Below are 14482 nucleotides of genomic sequence, written 5' to 3'. Positions count from 1 at the left end.
ACTGACGTCGACCCAGGCGCGAACCGCTCCCGCCGGCCCACGCGATCTGACAATCACACAGCCACGTCATTTCGGCCACAACGCACGCAGCCGTCCCGTATACAGAACCCATGACGGTAAGCGCCGGTCTGTGCGGCGTCGGCGGATTGGCAGGGGCCCTCGGCATCTGGGCAGCGCTGACCAGCGGGACCGCGGTCGCATACGCCGACAACGGTTCCGGCCACGATGCGGCCGGCAGCCCGAAGGGCTCGACTGCCAGTTCCACACCGCACGCCGCGAGCGACAGCTCGACCAAGCGCGCCGACCGGCCGGCCAACCCGACCGCCAAAACCGAGTCCGCCCAGGGCACGGCAGCGGATCACTCGAGCCATCACACGCCGAATCCCGTTGCCGCGAAACCCAAACCAGCCACGACTTCGGCAGCCACCCCGAGCGCGCCGAAGACGAGCCACGCCAGCCCCGTCGCCGCGCAAACCACCGCCACCAGCACGACCGTTGCCGCCGCGGCACTTCCCTCGACCGTGACCCCGGCGGCACCGACAGCCGTACCGGCCCCGCCGAACAATCCGGCCGCGTGGTTCCAGGCGCTGATCTACAACCCGCTGCGCACCGGCCTCGAAGGCTGGATCAACAGTCCACTCGGGCAGGGCGTGGACGGTGTCATCAACCGACTGGCCGGCACCTACGTGATCGGCAACGGCCGCACCGGCACCGTCGGCGCGCCGAACGGCACTGCCGGCGGCTGGCTGGTCGGTGACGGCGGAGCGGGCTGGGACAGCACCCAGGCCGGGATTTCAGGAGGCAACGGCGGCGCGGCGGGACTGCTCGGCAATGGCGGACGGGGCGGAGCGGGCGGCGCAGGCTCCTCTGGCGGAAACGGTGGCGCGGGCGGCCTTCTGATGGGTATCGGCGGACGAGGGGGCGATGGCGGTGCGCAGGCCGGCGGGACGGGCGGGTTCGGCGGCAAGGGCGGAAACGGTGCCGGTCTGCTGTTCGGCGCCGGCGGCGGCGGTGGCCAAGGGGGCGACGGCGCCGACGGTGGCCGCGGCGGGAACGGCGGCAACGGCACCTTCGTTCTGGGCATCGGCGGTACCGGCGGAGACGCCGGAAACAGCGGCGTCGGTGGCGGTTCCACCGGCCTGCCGGCGCTCGGTGGCGCGGGCGGCACCGCGGGCCTGCTGGGCAACCACGGTGCGGTCGGCACGTCCGGTACGGGTGCGGTGCTCATCCAGGCCGGCGCGAACAGCTCCATGCTGTCGGTCACGCCGACCGGCGTCTGGCTGACCAACAGCGACGGGCAGGTCGTGCTGTTGCACGGCTTCAACGAGGTGTACAAGCTGGCGCCGTACGAACCGTCGGCCAGCGGATTCAGCGCGGACGACGCCGCATTCCTGGCAGCCAACGGCTTCAACGTGGTGCGGCTGGGTGTCATCTGGGCCGGCGTCGAGCCCGAGCCCGGCGTGTACGACGCCGCGTACGTCACGTCGATCCAGCAGACCGTCCAGATGCTCGCCGCACACGGCATCTACACGATCATCGACATGCACCAGGACCTGTACAGCGCATCACTTGGCGGCGAGGGCGCCCCGGAGTGGGCCACGCAGACCGGTGGACGGCCCAACCAGGGCTTCGGTTTCCCCGGCAGTTACTACCTGAACCCCGCCGAAACCACGGCGTGGGACAGTTTCTGGAACAACTCGAACGCCGCCAACGGAAACGGGCTCGAGGACAACTACGCGAAGGCCTGGGAAACAGTCGCCGCCGCGGTCGCCGGCAACAACAGCGTCATCGGCTACGACATCATGAACGAGCCCTTCCCGGGCACCTCGTGGTTGCCGACGCTGCTGGGCAGCCCGTTCTACGCGGACCAACAGCTGACGCCGATGTACAACCAGGTGGCCGCGGCCATCCGGGCCGTGGATCCGAACACCGCACTGTTTGTCGAACCGGCCAACCCCGCGGTTTCCGAAATACCCGCGATCCTCGGCGCGCCAGTCCAGCTGGGCACCATCAACGACGCGAATGTGGTTCTGGCATTTCATGATTACTGCGCCGGGTCGGCCACCAGCAGCATCTGCGGCTGGCTGGCGAATCAGCAGGCCAGCACCGCGAACGCCTATGGCAAGGCCAACAACATGCCGGTGTTCATGGACGAGTTCGGCGCCTCCAACGCGCCATCGGACCTACAGGCCGAAATGAGCGCTGCCGCAGGGTATTTGATGAGCTGGTCGGAGTGGGCCTACTCCGGGGTCGGTGACATCACCACCAGCGGCAGCACCAACGGTGAGTCGGTGGTCTACAACCCGGCCCTGCCACCGACGGGCAGCAACGTCAACACCACCAGCCTGCAGACCCTGGCCGCACCGTATCCGCAGGCGGTCTCCGGCACCCCGCTCGGCTTCTCAAATACCAACGGGGCCTTCACCTTCAGCTACTCGACGGCCAAGGCGGACACGTCGGGCAACTTCGCGGTCGGCGCACAGAGCACCATTTCGGTGCCGGCCGTCGCATACCCGAACGGGTACACGGTGGCCGTCACCGGCGGCCACGTGGTCTCACCCGCCAACGCACCGACACTGGTGATCGCATCGGACACCGACACGGGCGTCATTCAGGTCGTGGTGACCGCCGCGCCCTAGCGCTTCGGCCGCCTGTCAGCGGCAGCGAACGTTCAGGTTCTGGCAGATCATGCCGATGCCGCCCCATCGGGACACGGTCCCGCCCTCATCGCGCGGGTCCACCGACAGCGCTGGAGTCGAGGTCACCAACTGATCGATGATCGACGGCACGATGGGCAACGACGGGTCGGGCTGCGCCTGGGCCAGGCCGCCCGTGGCCGTCACGCCGAGAACGCCGAACGCACAGGCCGCCAACCGGGGCACCCACTTGCGCTTCATGGTTCTTCCTCGCGCCGAACTGACTGATCCCTCCCACGGTATGCCCCTTTACCCTGGCGCGTCGATGTCGCGTGTCGATCACAAATACGGAACAACTCGAATTTCGGTGGAACGCGTTGGCCCTCAAGTAAATCGTCAGCCGCTTACCGTTGCGGCCGTGAACCCGATTCGGGCACTTTTCCGCCGTGTTGCGGTAGTCGCTGTCTGCGTTGTGGTCACCGCGCCGCTGACCCCGCCGGCAAGCGCCAGTCCCGACGCCGACCCGGCTGCCGCCCCCGACGCCACCCCACCGGGAGACGGGAAGGTCGCCTCGGGCGCTCCAGCCACCGTCAACACGCCCGACGGCTGGACCTTGACGCTCGGCGCCAGGGACGAGTCCCAGGTGCCGGTGGCGCCGCTGACGTCAGCGGTATCGTCACGCGAATATCTCGCCAGCGGCATCTTCGCCGCATCGCTGGTCGGGCCCGAGGAGCCGCACGGACTGCTCGAAGTCGGTTATGAGATCGGTTGCGGCATCGACATGAGCACCTCGAACGGCGTAACGATGGCCGGTAGTACCGGCGTGACGACGTCGGTCGGGCTGTCCGGGCCGCTTGGTGCCGTGCCGGCCGCGATCCTGCCGGTGATCTCCACGCCGGTCAACGGCGTGATCACCGTCGGGCTCAAACCCGGCTTCGTGATCGTGGTCCCGGTCAACAAGAAGGAATTCAAAGGCGCCAACCCCTGGGTGATGATCAGCGACTTTCACGTCAAGATCGATGGGTGCGTGGGCCAGTCCTTCATCCGCTCGTATGCGACGCTGACGCGGCAGACCGATCAATCTGACGTGGTGCTGTCCTACGTGGGCCCAACGACCACCGTCTAGCCATTCGAGATCGCCGGCGCGCGTAGCGTGACCGTTGTGTCCACCGAGCCGAACAACCACTATCACCACCTGGCATTCGGCCCCGATGCCCTGGAGCGTCAGCAGCGCAACGGCAGCTATCAAGCGTATGGACGGCACACCGAGCGCACGGACGACGGCCCACAGCATCTCGATGACCGCGAGCTGCTGATGATCCGGCGCGCGGATCAGTTCTGCCTGGCCACGGTCACCCCCAACGGTTGGCCGTACCTCCAATACCGCAGTGGCCCAGCCGGATTCGTCCGGTACCTGCCCGAGAGCGGCCGGCTGCGGTTCATCGACCTACCGGGCAACAACCAGTTCGTCACTCTGGGCAATCTGGCTGCCGACGACCGGCTGGCGATGTTCTTCGTCGACTACCCGCGACGCACCCGGCTCAAGGTATTCGGCCGCGGGACGGTGATCGAGGACGGGCTGCAGCGCGAGATCGAGATTGCCGTCGAGGCCTTCGACTGGAACTGCTCGCGCTCCATCATCCCGCGCTTCGATCGCGAGTACCTGCGCGAGCTGGGTGCGGCCTATCAAGCCAAGTTCGACGGGCGCGAAGCCGAGCTGCGGGCCGAGATCGACGCGCTCAAGGCACGGGTGGCGGAGTTGGAGGCTCAGCCTCCCGCCAAGGCCTCCCGGAACCGTTCCGAGACGTAGAACGGAATGAGGCGACGCCGCAACACCGACTCCAGGTAGCCCCGCTCGTCGAGCAAGGCGATCACCGGGGGGCCGAAACGCAGGGCTTCCTCGATCATGTCCTCACGCCCCACGCCGAGATCGAGCAGCAGGTCGTAAAGGCTGACATCGCCGTACTTTTCGAAGACGTGGTCAATGCCCTCATCGAGGAGCGCCCGGAAGTAGCCGGTGTCCCGAAATGTGCGCCAGAACTCATAAATCGGTACGACCGCGTCCTCGACGTCAGCGGCGGTAATCATCGAAACTGCCGACGACAGTGGGCTGTTGAGGTTGCTGCGCCACAGCTCGTTGACCGCATCGGCAAGTACGTCTTCGTCCGCATGAGTGTGAGCGAGGAGAAAGCGGGCACCACGGCGCGCCAGATCCTCGGCACGAAGCTCCAACCGTTCGACCGGCCCCTGTGGCATTCGCGCGCCGAGTACGCCGAAGATGCGGCCCAGCCGGCCGCGGGCCAGCGATCTGCCACCCTGCGTGACAGATTCCGCGAGCGCGTGCTGAACCAGCGTCACACAGAATTCAGCGAACGCCTCACTGCTCAGAATGCGCTCCAGTACCCGCTGGGTGACTCCCATCTCGACCACCATCGCGCTGAGCTCACTGAAACGCCGCCCGTCAATGACATCGCCGAAGCTGGTGTCCGTGGTCGCGGTGAGCCGATACAACCGCGCGGCGATCTCACTGACCAGTTCCGCGATGCCGCCTTCCACCGGCACCTGGACGGCGTACTTCGCGGCGACGTTTTTGATCATGGTGGGCGTCACGGCATCTGCCAGCGTGATCTCCGATGCCTCTGCCAAGGCGTGCTCAATCTCGTCGAGCACCAGGCTGTGGTAGTTCTCGCCTCGCAACTGCTGCATGGCGAATGCCACCTGCGCATCGAGCAGGCGGGCGGCGACCGGTTCGAGCTGCGGCTCAAGGCTGTCGGCCGGCTCCGAGAAATTGGTCATTGCCAGCACCTTACCCAGCTGGACTCATCGGCCGCGGGTTGTGAGTTCGGGCAGTCCGACGCTCAGCGACGCACCGTCGGACTGTGCCCCACACCCGACTGCGGCACCGACGTGGGCGGACCGTTCTGCCTCATGCTCAGGCAAGCACCCAGGCCGCCGCCGACACATGGCACACCGTTGATGGTCGGTACCGGTCCACCCGATCGGTTCCCGGTTGGATCGAACGCCGCGGGGTCGGCCGCCACTGACGTCGAAAGGCCAATTGCCAGCGCCCCGCATGCCGCCAGGTACGTGCCCAATTGAAGGAGACCGGCCATCATCGCCACGCTTTCACCCGTTCAATGGCCAACATAGCCCTGCGGGGTCGTTTGCGACTAGGAGCCGGTCATAGCCCTGAAAACAAAGAAAACCGCCCATTGCGGGGCGGTTTTTGAAGTGGCCAGGGCCGGGATCGAACCGGCGACCTTCCGCTTTTCAGGCGGACGCTCGTACCAACTGAGCTACCTGGCCGGAAGGCACGAATGCCTCGCCGCAATAGCGACTACTCGGCTTCGCCGAGATGGCGACCCTGACGGGACTCGAACCCGCGACCTCCGCCGTGACAGGGCGGCGCGCTAACCAACTGCGCCACAGGGCCTTACATACTGCTTGCTTCGCTTTCGCGCTGCGTACCCCCAACGGGATTCGAACCCGTGCTACCGCCGTGAAAGGGCGGCGTCCTAGGCCACTAAACGATGGGGGCCAGTCCGAATCTCTTCGGGGGCACTCTCAACGTTTCCGTTGGGAGCTTCGATAGCTTAGGGCACGACTGGCCCACGGCCCAAATCGGCACTACAGACCACCAACCGCCGCTCAACCACCTACCCGGCGAGGCGGCCGCACGGGACGCAGTATCCTGTGTCCCACGCCCCTATAGCTCAGTCGGTAGAGCTACGGACTTTTAATCCGCAGGTCCCAGGTTCGAGCCCTGGTGGGGGCACCACTTCCGTCGCGGTAGATAGTCTTGCGGCGTGACGAACACCGACGACGCAGCCCAGCGCGAGTTCATGAACTCGATGTTCGCGACCACCATCCCGTCCGCCCACGGCCTGGGCGTCAGAATCGTCGAGGTGCGCCGCGGGTTCGCCGCCACCACGGCTCCAATCGCGGGTAACGGCAACCACTTTGGCGTGATGTACGCCGGTGTGCTGTTCACCGTCGCCGAAGTGCTCGGCGGGATCCTGGCCCTCATCGCATTCGATCAGAGCCAGTTCTATCCACTGGTCAAGGACATGTCGATCCAGTACAAGGCACCGGCGAAATCCGATGTGCGGGCCCAGGCCGAGTTGAGCGACGACGACATCACTCGGATCGAGTCCGAGGCCGCACAGCACGGCAAGTCGGAGTACGTCGTCGAGGCGACCGTGACCGACGCCGAAGGAACCGTCGTCGCCACCACCAGGGCAACCTGCCAACTCCGCCGAAAGTAGCCGCCGGGCTTATTTAGCCGGCATCTCCAGTTCCGCGACCCGTTCCTGCACCGCCTGATTGATCGCGGCGGTGAACCGGTCGGCCATCATCTGCGCCGCCAGCGGCCGCAGGTTCGGCACCACCTTGGCGATGCGCCCGAGGTACACGTTGGGGTCATCGGCCTCGCGAATCCGGCTGAAGACGACGTCCGCCACCTCGTTGGCGAGGGCGTCGATGTGTTTGTCGACAACGCCGGCCAGGCGGCGGACGTCCTCGGCCGGAACGCTGGTGTCGCGCAGGTTCATGGCCGCGCCCAGGACCGACGGCCGGACGCTGAAGGTGCCGTCATCGAGGCGCCGGATGGCTCCGAGCGCTTCGAGGGTCTCGAGTGCCCGGGCGTCCAACGACAGACCCGCGCGTTGTTCGAGTGCGCGCAGATCGACGGTCTCGTCGTCCGCCGGACTCCACGGTGTGAGAAGTGCTGCACGCACGGCGAGGTCATGGGCGGTGGCGCCCTCCGGTAGCCGAGCCAGCACCTTGGTGATGGCCGCCAGGGTATAGCCGTGTTGCTGCAACTGCTGCACCAACTCCAGCCGAATGCGGTGCGGCGCACCGTAATACGCGAGGCGGCCACGCCGCTCGGCAGGCGGCAGCAGGCCGCTCTCGTTGTAGAAGCGGATGGTTCGCACCGTCGTGCCGGTACGCGCGGCCAGTTCGTCGATGGTGAATTCCTCGACTGTGACATCTGCCATTCCACGAAGTATAGACACCAACATTCGCACTGTGCCAGTGTTACTGGCACAGTCACACGTCGACATGAAATGAGAGCCACATGACCCTGCCGAAGCCCTCAGGCACCACCGAGGTCGTCATCACTGGTGCCTCGTCCGGAATCGGAACCGAACTGGCCCGGGTGCTCGCCGCCCGCGGCTACGACGTCTTCCTCGTCGCCCGCCGTCAGGACCGGCTCGACGCCCTGGCCGACGAACTGCGCGCCGAGCACGGCATCGGCGTCACGGTGCGGCCCTGCGATCTCGCCGACGCCACCCAGCGCCAGACCCTGATCGAGGAACTGCGCAGCCGGCCAGTCGCGGGCCTGTGCAACTCCGCCGGCTTCGGTACCAGCGGTGCCTTCCATACCCTGCCGATGGGCCGCGAGCGCGAGCAGGTCGAGGTCAATATTGTTGCGCTGCAGGAACTTACCCACGCCGTCCTGCCCGGCATGGTGGAGCGCGGCGCGGGCGCCGTCCTGAACGTGGCATCCGTCGTCGCCTTCCAGCCCATGCCCTCGATGGCGACCTATGGCGCGTCCAAGGCGTTCGTCAACTCGTTCTCCGAAGCCGTCCACGAAGAGCTGCGCGGCACCGGCGTCTCCTGCACCTCGTTGTGCCCCGGACCGGTCCCGACCGAATGGGCAGAGGTCGCCTCGGCGCACGAATTCAGCCTGCGACCGGCCCAGGTCTCCCCCGTCGACGTCGCGACCCAGGCCGCCGACGGCATGCAGGCCGGCGCCCGGCAGATCGTGCCCGGTGTCGTTGTGAAGCTCATGGCCATCACTGGCTCCATCACTCCCCACGCCCTGCTGCTGCCGGCCCTGCGCCTGGCCCGCCGGGCTCTGGGCTGAAAACCGACCTCACTCGAGAAGGGACCTCTGCCGTGAACCTCTCCGACCTCACCGCCCTGGCGACCAAGCCGGTCGCCGCCGTCACCGCCAAGCCTCTCGCTGCCTTCGCCAGCGTCATGAACACGCCCATCAAGACCCGCCCGATCTACCTGCAGACCGTGGTCGACGCCATCACCGGCTACACCCTCGATGATGCTGTCGCGGGCAAGATCGTCGTGATCACCGGCGCCTCGGCGGGTATCGGTGAGACCACCGCGCGCCGCATCGGTGCTGCCGGCGGCGAGGTCGTGCTGGTGGCCCGCACCCGGGAGAACCTGGAACGTGTTGCCGACGACATCCGCGCCGACGGCGGCACCGCGCACGTGTACCCCTGCGATCTGAGCGACCTCGACGCCATCGGCGACATGGCAGACCAGGTGCTGGCCGACCTCGGCCGCGTCGACATCCTCATCAACAACGCCGGCCGCTCCATCCGCCGCTCGCTGGAGCTGTCGCACGACCGGATGCACGACTACCAGCGGACCATGCAGCTGAACTACTTTGCCCCGGTCCAGCTGATCCTGAAGTTCACGCCGGGCATGCGCGAGCGCGGCTTCGGCCACATCATCAATGTGTCCTCGATCGGCGTGCAGACCAAGCTGCCGCGCTTCGGCGCCTACATCGCCAGCAAGTCGGCACTGGACGGACTGTGCGACACGTTGCAAGGTGAGACGGTGTCGAACAACGTCACCTTCACCACGGTGCACATGCCGCTGGTGCGGACCGCGATGATCGCCCCGACCAAGATGTACGACCGCTTCCCCACGCTCACCCCCGAGCAGGCCGCGAGCACGCTGTGCGACGCGATCATGCACCGCCCGCGCCGGCTGAGCCCGCCGTCGGGCCAGTTGACCGCCCTCACCGACGCGCTCAGCCCGCGGCCCTTCGACCTGGTGCGGAACAAGGTCTACTCGATGTTCGGCGATTCGATGGCTGCGCACGCAACGGCCGAAGAAGCAGCCGAACCCGTTGCGGCCGAATAGATGAGGAAGATGATGGACCTGAACTCACTGGTTGCCGAGCCGGCCCGGCGGGCCGGCCTCGAGGTCCGCGCCCTCGTGGCGCTGGTGCGGGCCGGCGCCATCGGCGTCGATCTGCCGCACCGGTTGGTGCAGGTCGTGCGGGCACTTGCCACGTACGGTCCGTTCGGCGCCGCGCCGCGCATCGCCGCGATCCGCCATGGTGGGTATCCGGCGATCGCCGACGAACGCGGCGAACTGACCTACGCCGAATTCGATGAGGCAGTCGACCGGATTGCCAACGCCTTCCGGCAACGGCTGGCCCCGGGCGACACCGTCGGCATCCTCTGCCGCAACCACCGCGGACCGCTGATCGTGGCGTTCGCCGCGTCCCGCGCCGGCGTCAACGCGGTGTGGCTCAACACGGCGTTCTCGGCCCGCCAGGCAGCGGAAGTCGCGAATCGCGAAGGGGTCGACCTGCTGGTGCACGACGTCGAATTCACCGATCTGGTCGCCGATATCGAGGCGCGGCTCGGCAGGTTCGTCGCCGATATCGACAGCGCCACCGACGATCTCGACGCCCTCGCGGCCGACGCGTCACCGAAGGCACCGCCGGCGCCGGCCAAGCCGGGAAAGATCATCCTGCTGACGAGTGGGACGACGGGCACGCCCAAGGGCGCACCGCGCGCGGAGCCGCGCAGCTTCATCCTGCCGGGCGGCCTGCTGGAGCGGCTTCCGATGCGCGCTCGCGAAGCCACCATCATGGGGCCGCCGCTGTTTCATGGCACCGGCCTGCTGATCGCCATCATGACGATCGCCCTGGGCTCGAAGTTGGTGCTGCGCCGCAAGTTTGACGCAGAGCAACTGGTGGCGGACATCGAGAAGCACCAGGCCACCACCGTGTGCGTCGTGCCGGTCATGCTGCAGCGCGTACTGGGCCTCGGCGACCACACGGTCCGCAGCTACGACACCTCGAGCCTGCGCGCCATCTTCTGCGCCGGCTCCCAGTTGCCGGCCGCCGTCGCCACCGCGGCGCAGGACCTGCTCGGTGAGGTGGTCTACAACCTCTACGGCTCAACCGAAGTCGCCCTGGCGACCATGGCCACGCCGGCCGATATCCGCGAGGCCCCGACCTCGGTCGGCACGCCGATGCTCGGCTGCCGGATCAAGATCTTCGACGACCACGGCCGCGAGGTGCCGTCGCCTGGCACGGGCCGGATATTCGTGGGCGCGGCAACACAATTCGAGGGCTACACCGGTGGCGGCACCAAGGAGTTCATCGACGGGTTGATGGCCAGCGGCGACGTCGGGCACTTCGACGAGAAGGGCCGGCTGTACATCGACGGCCGGGATGACGACATGATCGTCTCCGGCGGGGAGAACGTGTTCCCGGTCGAGGTCGAGGAACTGCTGGCCACCCACCCGGCCATCGTGGAAGCCTCTGCCATCGGCGTCGACGACGAGGAATTCGGAAAACGCCTGCGCGCCTTCGTGGTTACCGCGGCGGGCACCAGCGTGTCGGAGGCGGAGATCAAGGAGTTCGTCAAGGACAACCTGGCCCGCTACAAGGTGCCGCGCGAGGTGGTGTTCCTCGACGAGCTACCGCGCAACCCCACCGGCAAGGTGCTCAAGCGGGACCTGGCCGCCCGGACGGACTGAGGTGCTGGACCGTCAGTCGCAGCAGCCACCCTCGTCACGCTCAGGGACAACGGGCGCACAACAGGCGTCACCGCGCCACGCATCGATGCCTTCCTTCGCCGCGACGCCGGCGATCACCAGTGCGGCGATCGGGTCGGCCCACGCCCAGCCGAGCACGGAGTTCACCACCAGGCCGACCAACAGCACGCCCGACAGGTAGGTGCACAGCAGCGTCTGTTTGGAATCGGCGACCGCCGACCGCGATCCGAGCTCACGGCCGGCGCGACGCTGTGCGTACGACAACACCGGCATGACGACCAGGCTCACCGCGGCGAGCACGATGCCGATGGTCGAGTGCCGCGCCTCGCCGAATCCGGCAAGGGCGCGAACAGCGTCGACCGCGACGTAAGCGGCGAGGGCGAAGAACGAGAACGCGATGATGCGCAGCGCGGTCTTCTCGCGCGCTTCGGGGTCGGTACCCGCGAACTGCCATGCGACCGCAGCGGCCGACGACACCTCGATCACCGAGTCCAGACCGAAGCCGATCAACGCCGCCGACGACACGCGGGCACCTTCGGAGAGCGCCACGACCGCCTCGATGACGTTGTAGGAGATCGTCGCCGCCACCAGCCACCTGATGCGCCGGGCGAGCCGGCCGCGACGCGCATCGGTCAGCGTCATTGAGCGCACCCGCAGGGCTCGCCATCGGCGCCCACGCACACACAGTCGGGATCCACTGCCAGGACAAGGCTCATGAGGTCGTCCAGCGCGCGCCCGATGCGGCCGTCGGCCAGTTCGTATCGCATGCGGCGACCTTCGGGAACCGCCACCACCAGACCGCAGCCCCGCAGGCAGGTCAGGTGGTTCGAGAGAATCTGGCGGGAGACCCCCAGCTGATCGGCCAGGTCCGACGGATAGCCGGGAGTTCGGTTCAGGCTCAACAAGATTCGCGTGCGCGTCGGGTCGGACAAGGCATGACCGAAACGCGACAACGCATCAGTGTGCTGCAGGGTCGCCATGCGCCAACCATACATCATTTTCTGTATTCAGAAAATTATGTATTAAGGACTGATCACCGGGCGCCCTACCGAGTCGGACACCACAGCCGGCGGCCGGTGGCGCCGCCCTCAGGCGCTCTTGGCAGTGGCGATGTCACCGGCCAGCGGCGCGATCGCCGCCATGATCCGCTGCACCGTTCGGGCCGGAACGCCCACCGCGGCCAGGCTTTCACTCAGATACCCCGCGACCAAAGTGAAGTGCCGCACGGTGATTCCGCGCCCGCGGTGGATGTCGCGCATGGACGCGCCGGTATAAGGCTGCGGCCCGCCCAGGGCAGCGGCGAAGAATTCCACCTGCCGGCCTTTGAGCCGCGACATGTTGGCGCCGGCGAAGAAGCCGGCGAGTTCGGCATCGGCCAGCACCCGCTCGTAGAAGTCCGCCACCACCTGTTCGAGCGCTTCGGCCCCTCCGATCTGCTCATAGATGCTCGTCATGCCCCGAGGAAACACCGGGCGTGTTGCCTGCCCATTGCTCGACCGTGACCCAGCCGCTAATTCGATCTCACAGACCCCTCGAATTGCTGCGAGTACCGCAAAACGCCTGGCTCAGTCGACCTTTGGGCAATAGAACTGCGGCTGGCCCCGATATTCGAGGGGCGGCAGGTTGCGCGCCGGAGTCTCCACCAACGGCGAATCCACCGGGAGCCGGCCGGACGCGCGGTCCATCGCCGATCGCTTGCGCGGATGCATCAGCCTGCGCTTCGGGCCGTACTTCGAGACCAACGTGATCACGTCACACAGCCGGTCATGCACCCACTGCTGACGGGCAGACCACGAGTAGCCCATCAGTTCCCGCACCGGCGGGTCATAGAGGGCCACCGTCATGAAGGTGAGGAAGCGCTGCATCACCTTGAGGTTCTGGGCCCACAGCCAATCCGGAATCCATTGCAGAGAAGGATGTTTGGGCATGGTCGACAAATCCATGACCTCGCGTGCCGCGTAGTTGTTCTCCAGCACGTTGCGGCACATGTGATCCCAGTAGACCTGGAAGCCCTCCCACGTTTCCGGCACCGGCCGCATGCTCATGCCGTACATGCGGTACCAGGTGACATGCTCGTCGAACAGCTGTCGCTTGTCCGCTTCAGAGATCCCGCCGCCGAACTTCTCGGCCGCCAACAGCGTGGATTTGAAGAACGTCGCGTGCGCCCAGTAGAAGACGTCGGGGTTGAGCGCGCTGTAGCGGCGTCCCTGCTTGTCGACGCCCTTGATCCCGACGTGATAGTCACGCACCTCGGCGCCGGTCTTGGGAGCGCGGTCACCGTCGAACACCACGCCGCCGATCGGATAGATCGACCGGAGCAGCCGCGGAATCCGCTCCATGAAGAAGATCGAGCGCTCCTCCACCGCAGCGCCGAGCTGAGGATGCATGTTCTGCATCGAGCCGGCCCAGGTGCCCTGGAACAGCCCGGTCCATTGGCCGAAGTACTTCCAGGTCAGCGAGTCCGGCCCCAGCGGCACCGTGTCATAGCCACCGGGTGAAGCCGGGCAGCCGGCCGTCACGGGCGCAGAGTCGCTGGTCATGGGGCATGCGTCGGAAGTATTTTGAGTCACCGGCATTCTTTCCTGGATGTCAGCGGGTATTCTGACTACACACGTTGTCAGCCATAGCCTAGGAGTCACGTGCCTTCCGGTCAACGACAGGGCCGCTGGTCCACCGTCCCCCTGGCGGACCGCCCGACGCGGCGCCGCGAGGCGCTCATCGACGCCGGCATCGCCGCGCTCGGCCATTCCGGCGGCCCGGCGGCGACCGTCCGCGCGGTGTGCCGCACCGCCGGCCTGACCGAGCGCTACTTCTACGAAAGCTTCACCGACCGTGACGATTTCGTCCGCGCCGTGTACGACGAGGTGTGCACCACCGCCATGGCGGCGCTGACGTCGTCACAGAGCCCGCGCGACGCCGTCGAGCGGTTCGTCACGATGATGGTCGACGATCCGACCCGCGGTCGCGTCCTGCTGATCGCCCCGGCCCAGGAGCCGGTTCTCACCCGCTCGGGCGCCGACTGGATGCCGAGTTTCATCGAGCTGCTGCAACACAAGATGTTCCCGGACGGCGATCCCGCCCGGCGCGCTTTGGAAGCCACCAGCCTGATCGGCGCTCTTACCGCGCTGTTCACCGGATACTTGAACGGCAAGCTGCCGGCCACGCGCGAACAGTTCGTCGATTATTGCGTCGACATGTTGACAAGCCGGGTGCCGTCGCACCGGTAACACGTAACAAACCCCGACATCACAGTTCAGAATCACCAAACGGACATGCGTCACAGCAACTTGATGTCACTACGG

At 66.8% G+C, this 14482-nt stretch carries 15 protein-coding genes and 4 tRNA genes; 9 read left to right on the top strand and 10 right to left on the bottom strand.

Annotation, left to right across the window (positions count from 1 at the left end):
- Positions 1-110 precede the first annotated feature (110 nt).
- Positions 111-2639 carry a cellulase family glycosylhydrolase gene (locus G6N59_RS19650; RefSeq protein ID WP_138228508.1) on the top strand — a complete coding sequence of 843 codons (2529 nt, stop codon included), beginning with the start codon at positions 111-113 and terminating at the stop codon, positions 2637-2639.
- A gap of 15 nt (positions 2640-2654) precedes the next feature.
- On the opposite strand, the gene G6N59_RS19645 is transcribed toward G6N59_RS19650, so the two are convergent.
- Positions 2655-2897, bottom strand: a complete 243-nt coding sequence (locus tag G6N59_RS19645) for a hypothetical protein (protein WP_138228507.1) — start codon at positions 2895-2897, stop codon at positions 2655-2657.
- A gap of 157 nt (positions 2898-3054) precedes the next feature.
- Here G6N59_RS19645 and G6N59_RS19640 point away from each other — a divergent pair, with 157 nt between their 5' ends.
- Positions 3055-3762 (top strand): MspA family porin, encoded by a 708-nt coding sequence (locus G6N59_RS19640; protein ID WP_407665730.1) that lies wholly within the window; start codon positions 3055-3057, stop codon positions 3760-3762.
- A gap of 36 nt (positions 3763-3798) precedes the next feature.
- The gene (locus G6N59_RS19635; RefSeq protein WP_138228505.1) at positions 3799-4446 is read left to right on the top strand and encodes a pyridoxamine 5'-phosphate oxidase family protein; all 648 of its coding nucleotides are present in this window, start codon (positions 3799-3801) and stop codon (positions 4444-4446) included.
- Here G6N59_RS19635 and G6N59_RS19630 read toward each other — a convergent pair.
- The 4 genes from G6N59_RS19630 to G6N59_RS19610 form a co-directional block, all read right to left on the bottom strand.
- The gene (locus G6N59_RS19630) at positions 4404-5432 is read right to left on the bottom strand and encodes a hypothetical protein (RefSeq protein WP_138228504.1); all 1029 of its coding nucleotides are present in this window, start codon (positions 5430-5432) and stop codon (positions 4404-4406) included. The genes G6N59_RS19635 and G6N59_RS19630 overlap by 43 nt on opposite strands.
- A gap of 436 nt (positions 5433-5868) precedes the next feature.
- Positions 5869-5942, bottom strand: a tRNA-Phe gene (locus tag G6N59_RS19620).
- 50 nt (positions 5943-5992) lie between these two features.
- A tRNA-Asp gene (locus G6N59_RS19615) sits at positions 5993-6069 on the bottom strand.
- Positions 6070-6101: 32 nt separating this feature from the next.
- A tRNA-Glu gene (locus tag G6N59_RS19610) sits at positions 6102-6174 on the bottom strand.
- 164 nt (positions 6175-6338) lie between these two features.
- Here G6N59_RS19610 and G6N59_RS19605 point away from each other — a divergent pair.
- Positions 6339-6414: transfer RNA gene (locus G6N59_RS19605), tRNA-Lys, on the top strand.
- Positions 6415-6442: 28 nt separating this feature from the next.
- Positions 6443-6901 (top strand): PaaI family thioesterase, encoded by a 459-nt coding sequence (locus G6N59_RS19600; protein WP_234884049.1) that lies wholly within the window; start codon positions 6443-6445, stop codon positions 6899-6901.
- A gap of 9 nt (positions 6902-6910) precedes the next feature.
- Here G6N59_RS19600 and G6N59_RS19595 read toward each other — a convergent pair whose 3' ends face one another.
- Positions 6911-7633 (bottom strand): MerR family transcriptional regulator, encoded by a 723-nt coding sequence (locus G6N59_RS19595; RefSeq protein ID WP_163911513.1) that lies wholly within the window; start codon positions 7631-7633, stop codon positions 6911-6913.
- Positions 7634-7713: 80 nt separating this feature from the next.
- Here G6N59_RS19595 and G6N59_RS19590 point away from each other — a divergent pair, with 80 nt between their 5' ends.
- Genes G6N59_RS19590 through G6N59_RS19580 form a run of 3 tightly spaced genes read left to right on the top strand, consistent with a single transcriptional unit; the run spans position 7714 to position 11162 of the window.
- Positions 7714-8505, top strand: coding sequence for an SDR family NAD(P)-dependent oxidoreductase (locus tag G6N59_RS19590; protein ID WP_138228502.1), 792 nt, complete (start codon positions 7714-7716; stop codon positions 8503-8505).
- A 32-nt stretch (positions 8506-8537) separates the two neighbouring features.
- A complete protein-coding gene (locus tag G6N59_RS19585; protein WP_138228501.1) occupies positions 8538-9527 on the top strand; it encodes an SDR family NAD(P)-dependent oxidoreductase in 990 nt (329 codons plus the stop codon).
- A gap of 12 nt (positions 9528-9539) precedes the next feature.
- Positions 9540-11162 (top strand): AMP-binding protein, encoded by a 1623-nt coding sequence (locus tag G6N59_RS19580; protein ID WP_138228500.1) that lies wholly within the window; start codon positions 9540-9542, stop codon positions 11160-11162.
- Between the two features lie 12 nt (positions 11163-11174).
- Here G6N59_RS19580 and G6N59_RS19575 read toward each other — a convergent pair whose 3' ends face one another.
- The 4 genes from G6N59_RS19575 to G6N59_RS19560 form a co-directional block, all read right to left on the bottom strand.
- Positions 11175-11822, bottom strand: coding sequence for a cation efflux transmembrane domain-containing protein (locus G6N59_RS19575; protein ID WP_163911509.1), 648 nt, complete (start codon positions 11820-11822; stop codon positions 11175-11177).
- Positions 11819-12160: an ArsR/SmtB family transcription factor gene (locus tag G6N59_RS19570; RefSeq protein ID WP_138228498.1), complete on the bottom strand. Its 342-nt coding sequence runs from the start codon at positions 12158-12160 to the stop codon at positions 11819-11821. The genes G6N59_RS19575 and G6N59_RS19570 overlap by 4 nt, the downstream gene beginning before the upstream one ends.
- A gap of 108 nt (positions 12161-12268) precedes the next feature.
- Entirely contained in the window at positions 12269-12634 is a 366-nt protein-coding gene (locus tag G6N59_RS19565; RefSeq protein WP_138228497.1) for a group I truncated hemoglobin, read from the bottom strand.
- A 111-nt stretch (positions 12635-12745) separates the two neighbouring features.
- Positions 12746-13720 (bottom strand): oxygenase MpaB family protein, encoded by a 975-nt coding sequence (locus G6N59_RS19560; protein WP_179970219.1) that lies wholly within the window; start codon positions 13718-13720, stop codon positions 12746-12748.
- 99 nt (positions 13721-13819) lie between these two features.
- Here G6N59_RS19560 and G6N59_RS19555 point away from each other — a divergent pair, with 99 nt between their 5' ends.
- Positions 13820-14407 (top strand): TetR/AcrR family transcriptional regulator, encoded by a 588-nt coding sequence (locus G6N59_RS19555; RefSeq protein WP_138228495.1) that lies wholly within the window; start codon positions 13820-13822, stop codon positions 14405-14407.
- The last annotated feature ends 75 nt before the right edge of the window (positions 14408-14482 follow it).

Origin of the sequence: Mycolicibacterium aubagnense (assembly GCF_010730955.1) — a bacterium.
GTDB lineage: Bacteria > Actinomycetota > Actinomycetes > Mycobacteriales > Mycobacteriaceae > Mycobacterium > Mycobacterium aubagnense.
The sequence above is the reverse complement of the archived record's forward strand: the minus strand, read 5'-3'. Positions and strand labels throughout refer to the sequence as shown.

Bases quoted from the DNA above. Each gene is read 5' to 3' on its own strand.
- G6N59_RS19650 (WP_138228508.1), top strand. From the start codon at position 111: ATGACGGTAAGCGCCGGTCTGTGCGGCGTCGGCGGATTGGCAGGGGCC.
- G6N59_RS19645 (WP_138228507.1), bottom strand. From the start codon at position 2,897: ATGAAGCGCAAGTGGGTGCCCCGGTTGGCGGCCTGTGCGTTCGGCGTT.
- G6N59_RS19630 (WP_138228504.1), bottom strand. From the start codon at position 5,432: ATGACCAATTTCTCGGAGCCGGCCGACAGCCTTGAGCCGCAGCTCGAA.
- G6N59_RS19595 (WP_163911513.1), bottom strand. From the start codon at position 7,633: ATGGCAGATGTCACAGTCGAGGAATTCACCATCGACGAACTGGCCGCG.
- G6N59_RS19590 (WP_138228502.1), top strand. From the start codon at position 7,714: ATGACCCTGCCGAAGCCCTCAGGCACCACCGAGGTCGTCATCACTGGT.
- G6N59_RS19580 (WP_138228500.1), top strand. From the start codon at position 9,540: ATGGACCTGAACTCACTGGTTGCCGAGCCGGCCCGGCGGGCCGGCCTC.
- G6N59_RS19575 (WP_163911509.1), bottom strand. From the start codon at position 11,822: ATGACGCTGACCGATGCGCGTCGCGGCCGGCTCGCCCGGCGCATCAGG.
- G6N59_RS19570 (WP_138228498.1), bottom strand. From the start codon at position 12,160: ATGGCGACCCTGCAGCACACTGATGCGTTGTCGCGTTTCGGTCATGCC.
- G6N59_RS19565 (WP_138228497.1), bottom strand. From the start codon at position 12,634: ATGACGAGCATCTATGAGCAGATCGGAGGGGCCGAAGCGCTCGAACAG.
- G6N59_RS19560 (WP_179970219.1), bottom strand. From the start codon at position 13,720: ATGACCAGCGACTCTGCGCCCGTGACGGCCGGCTGCCCGGCTTCACCC.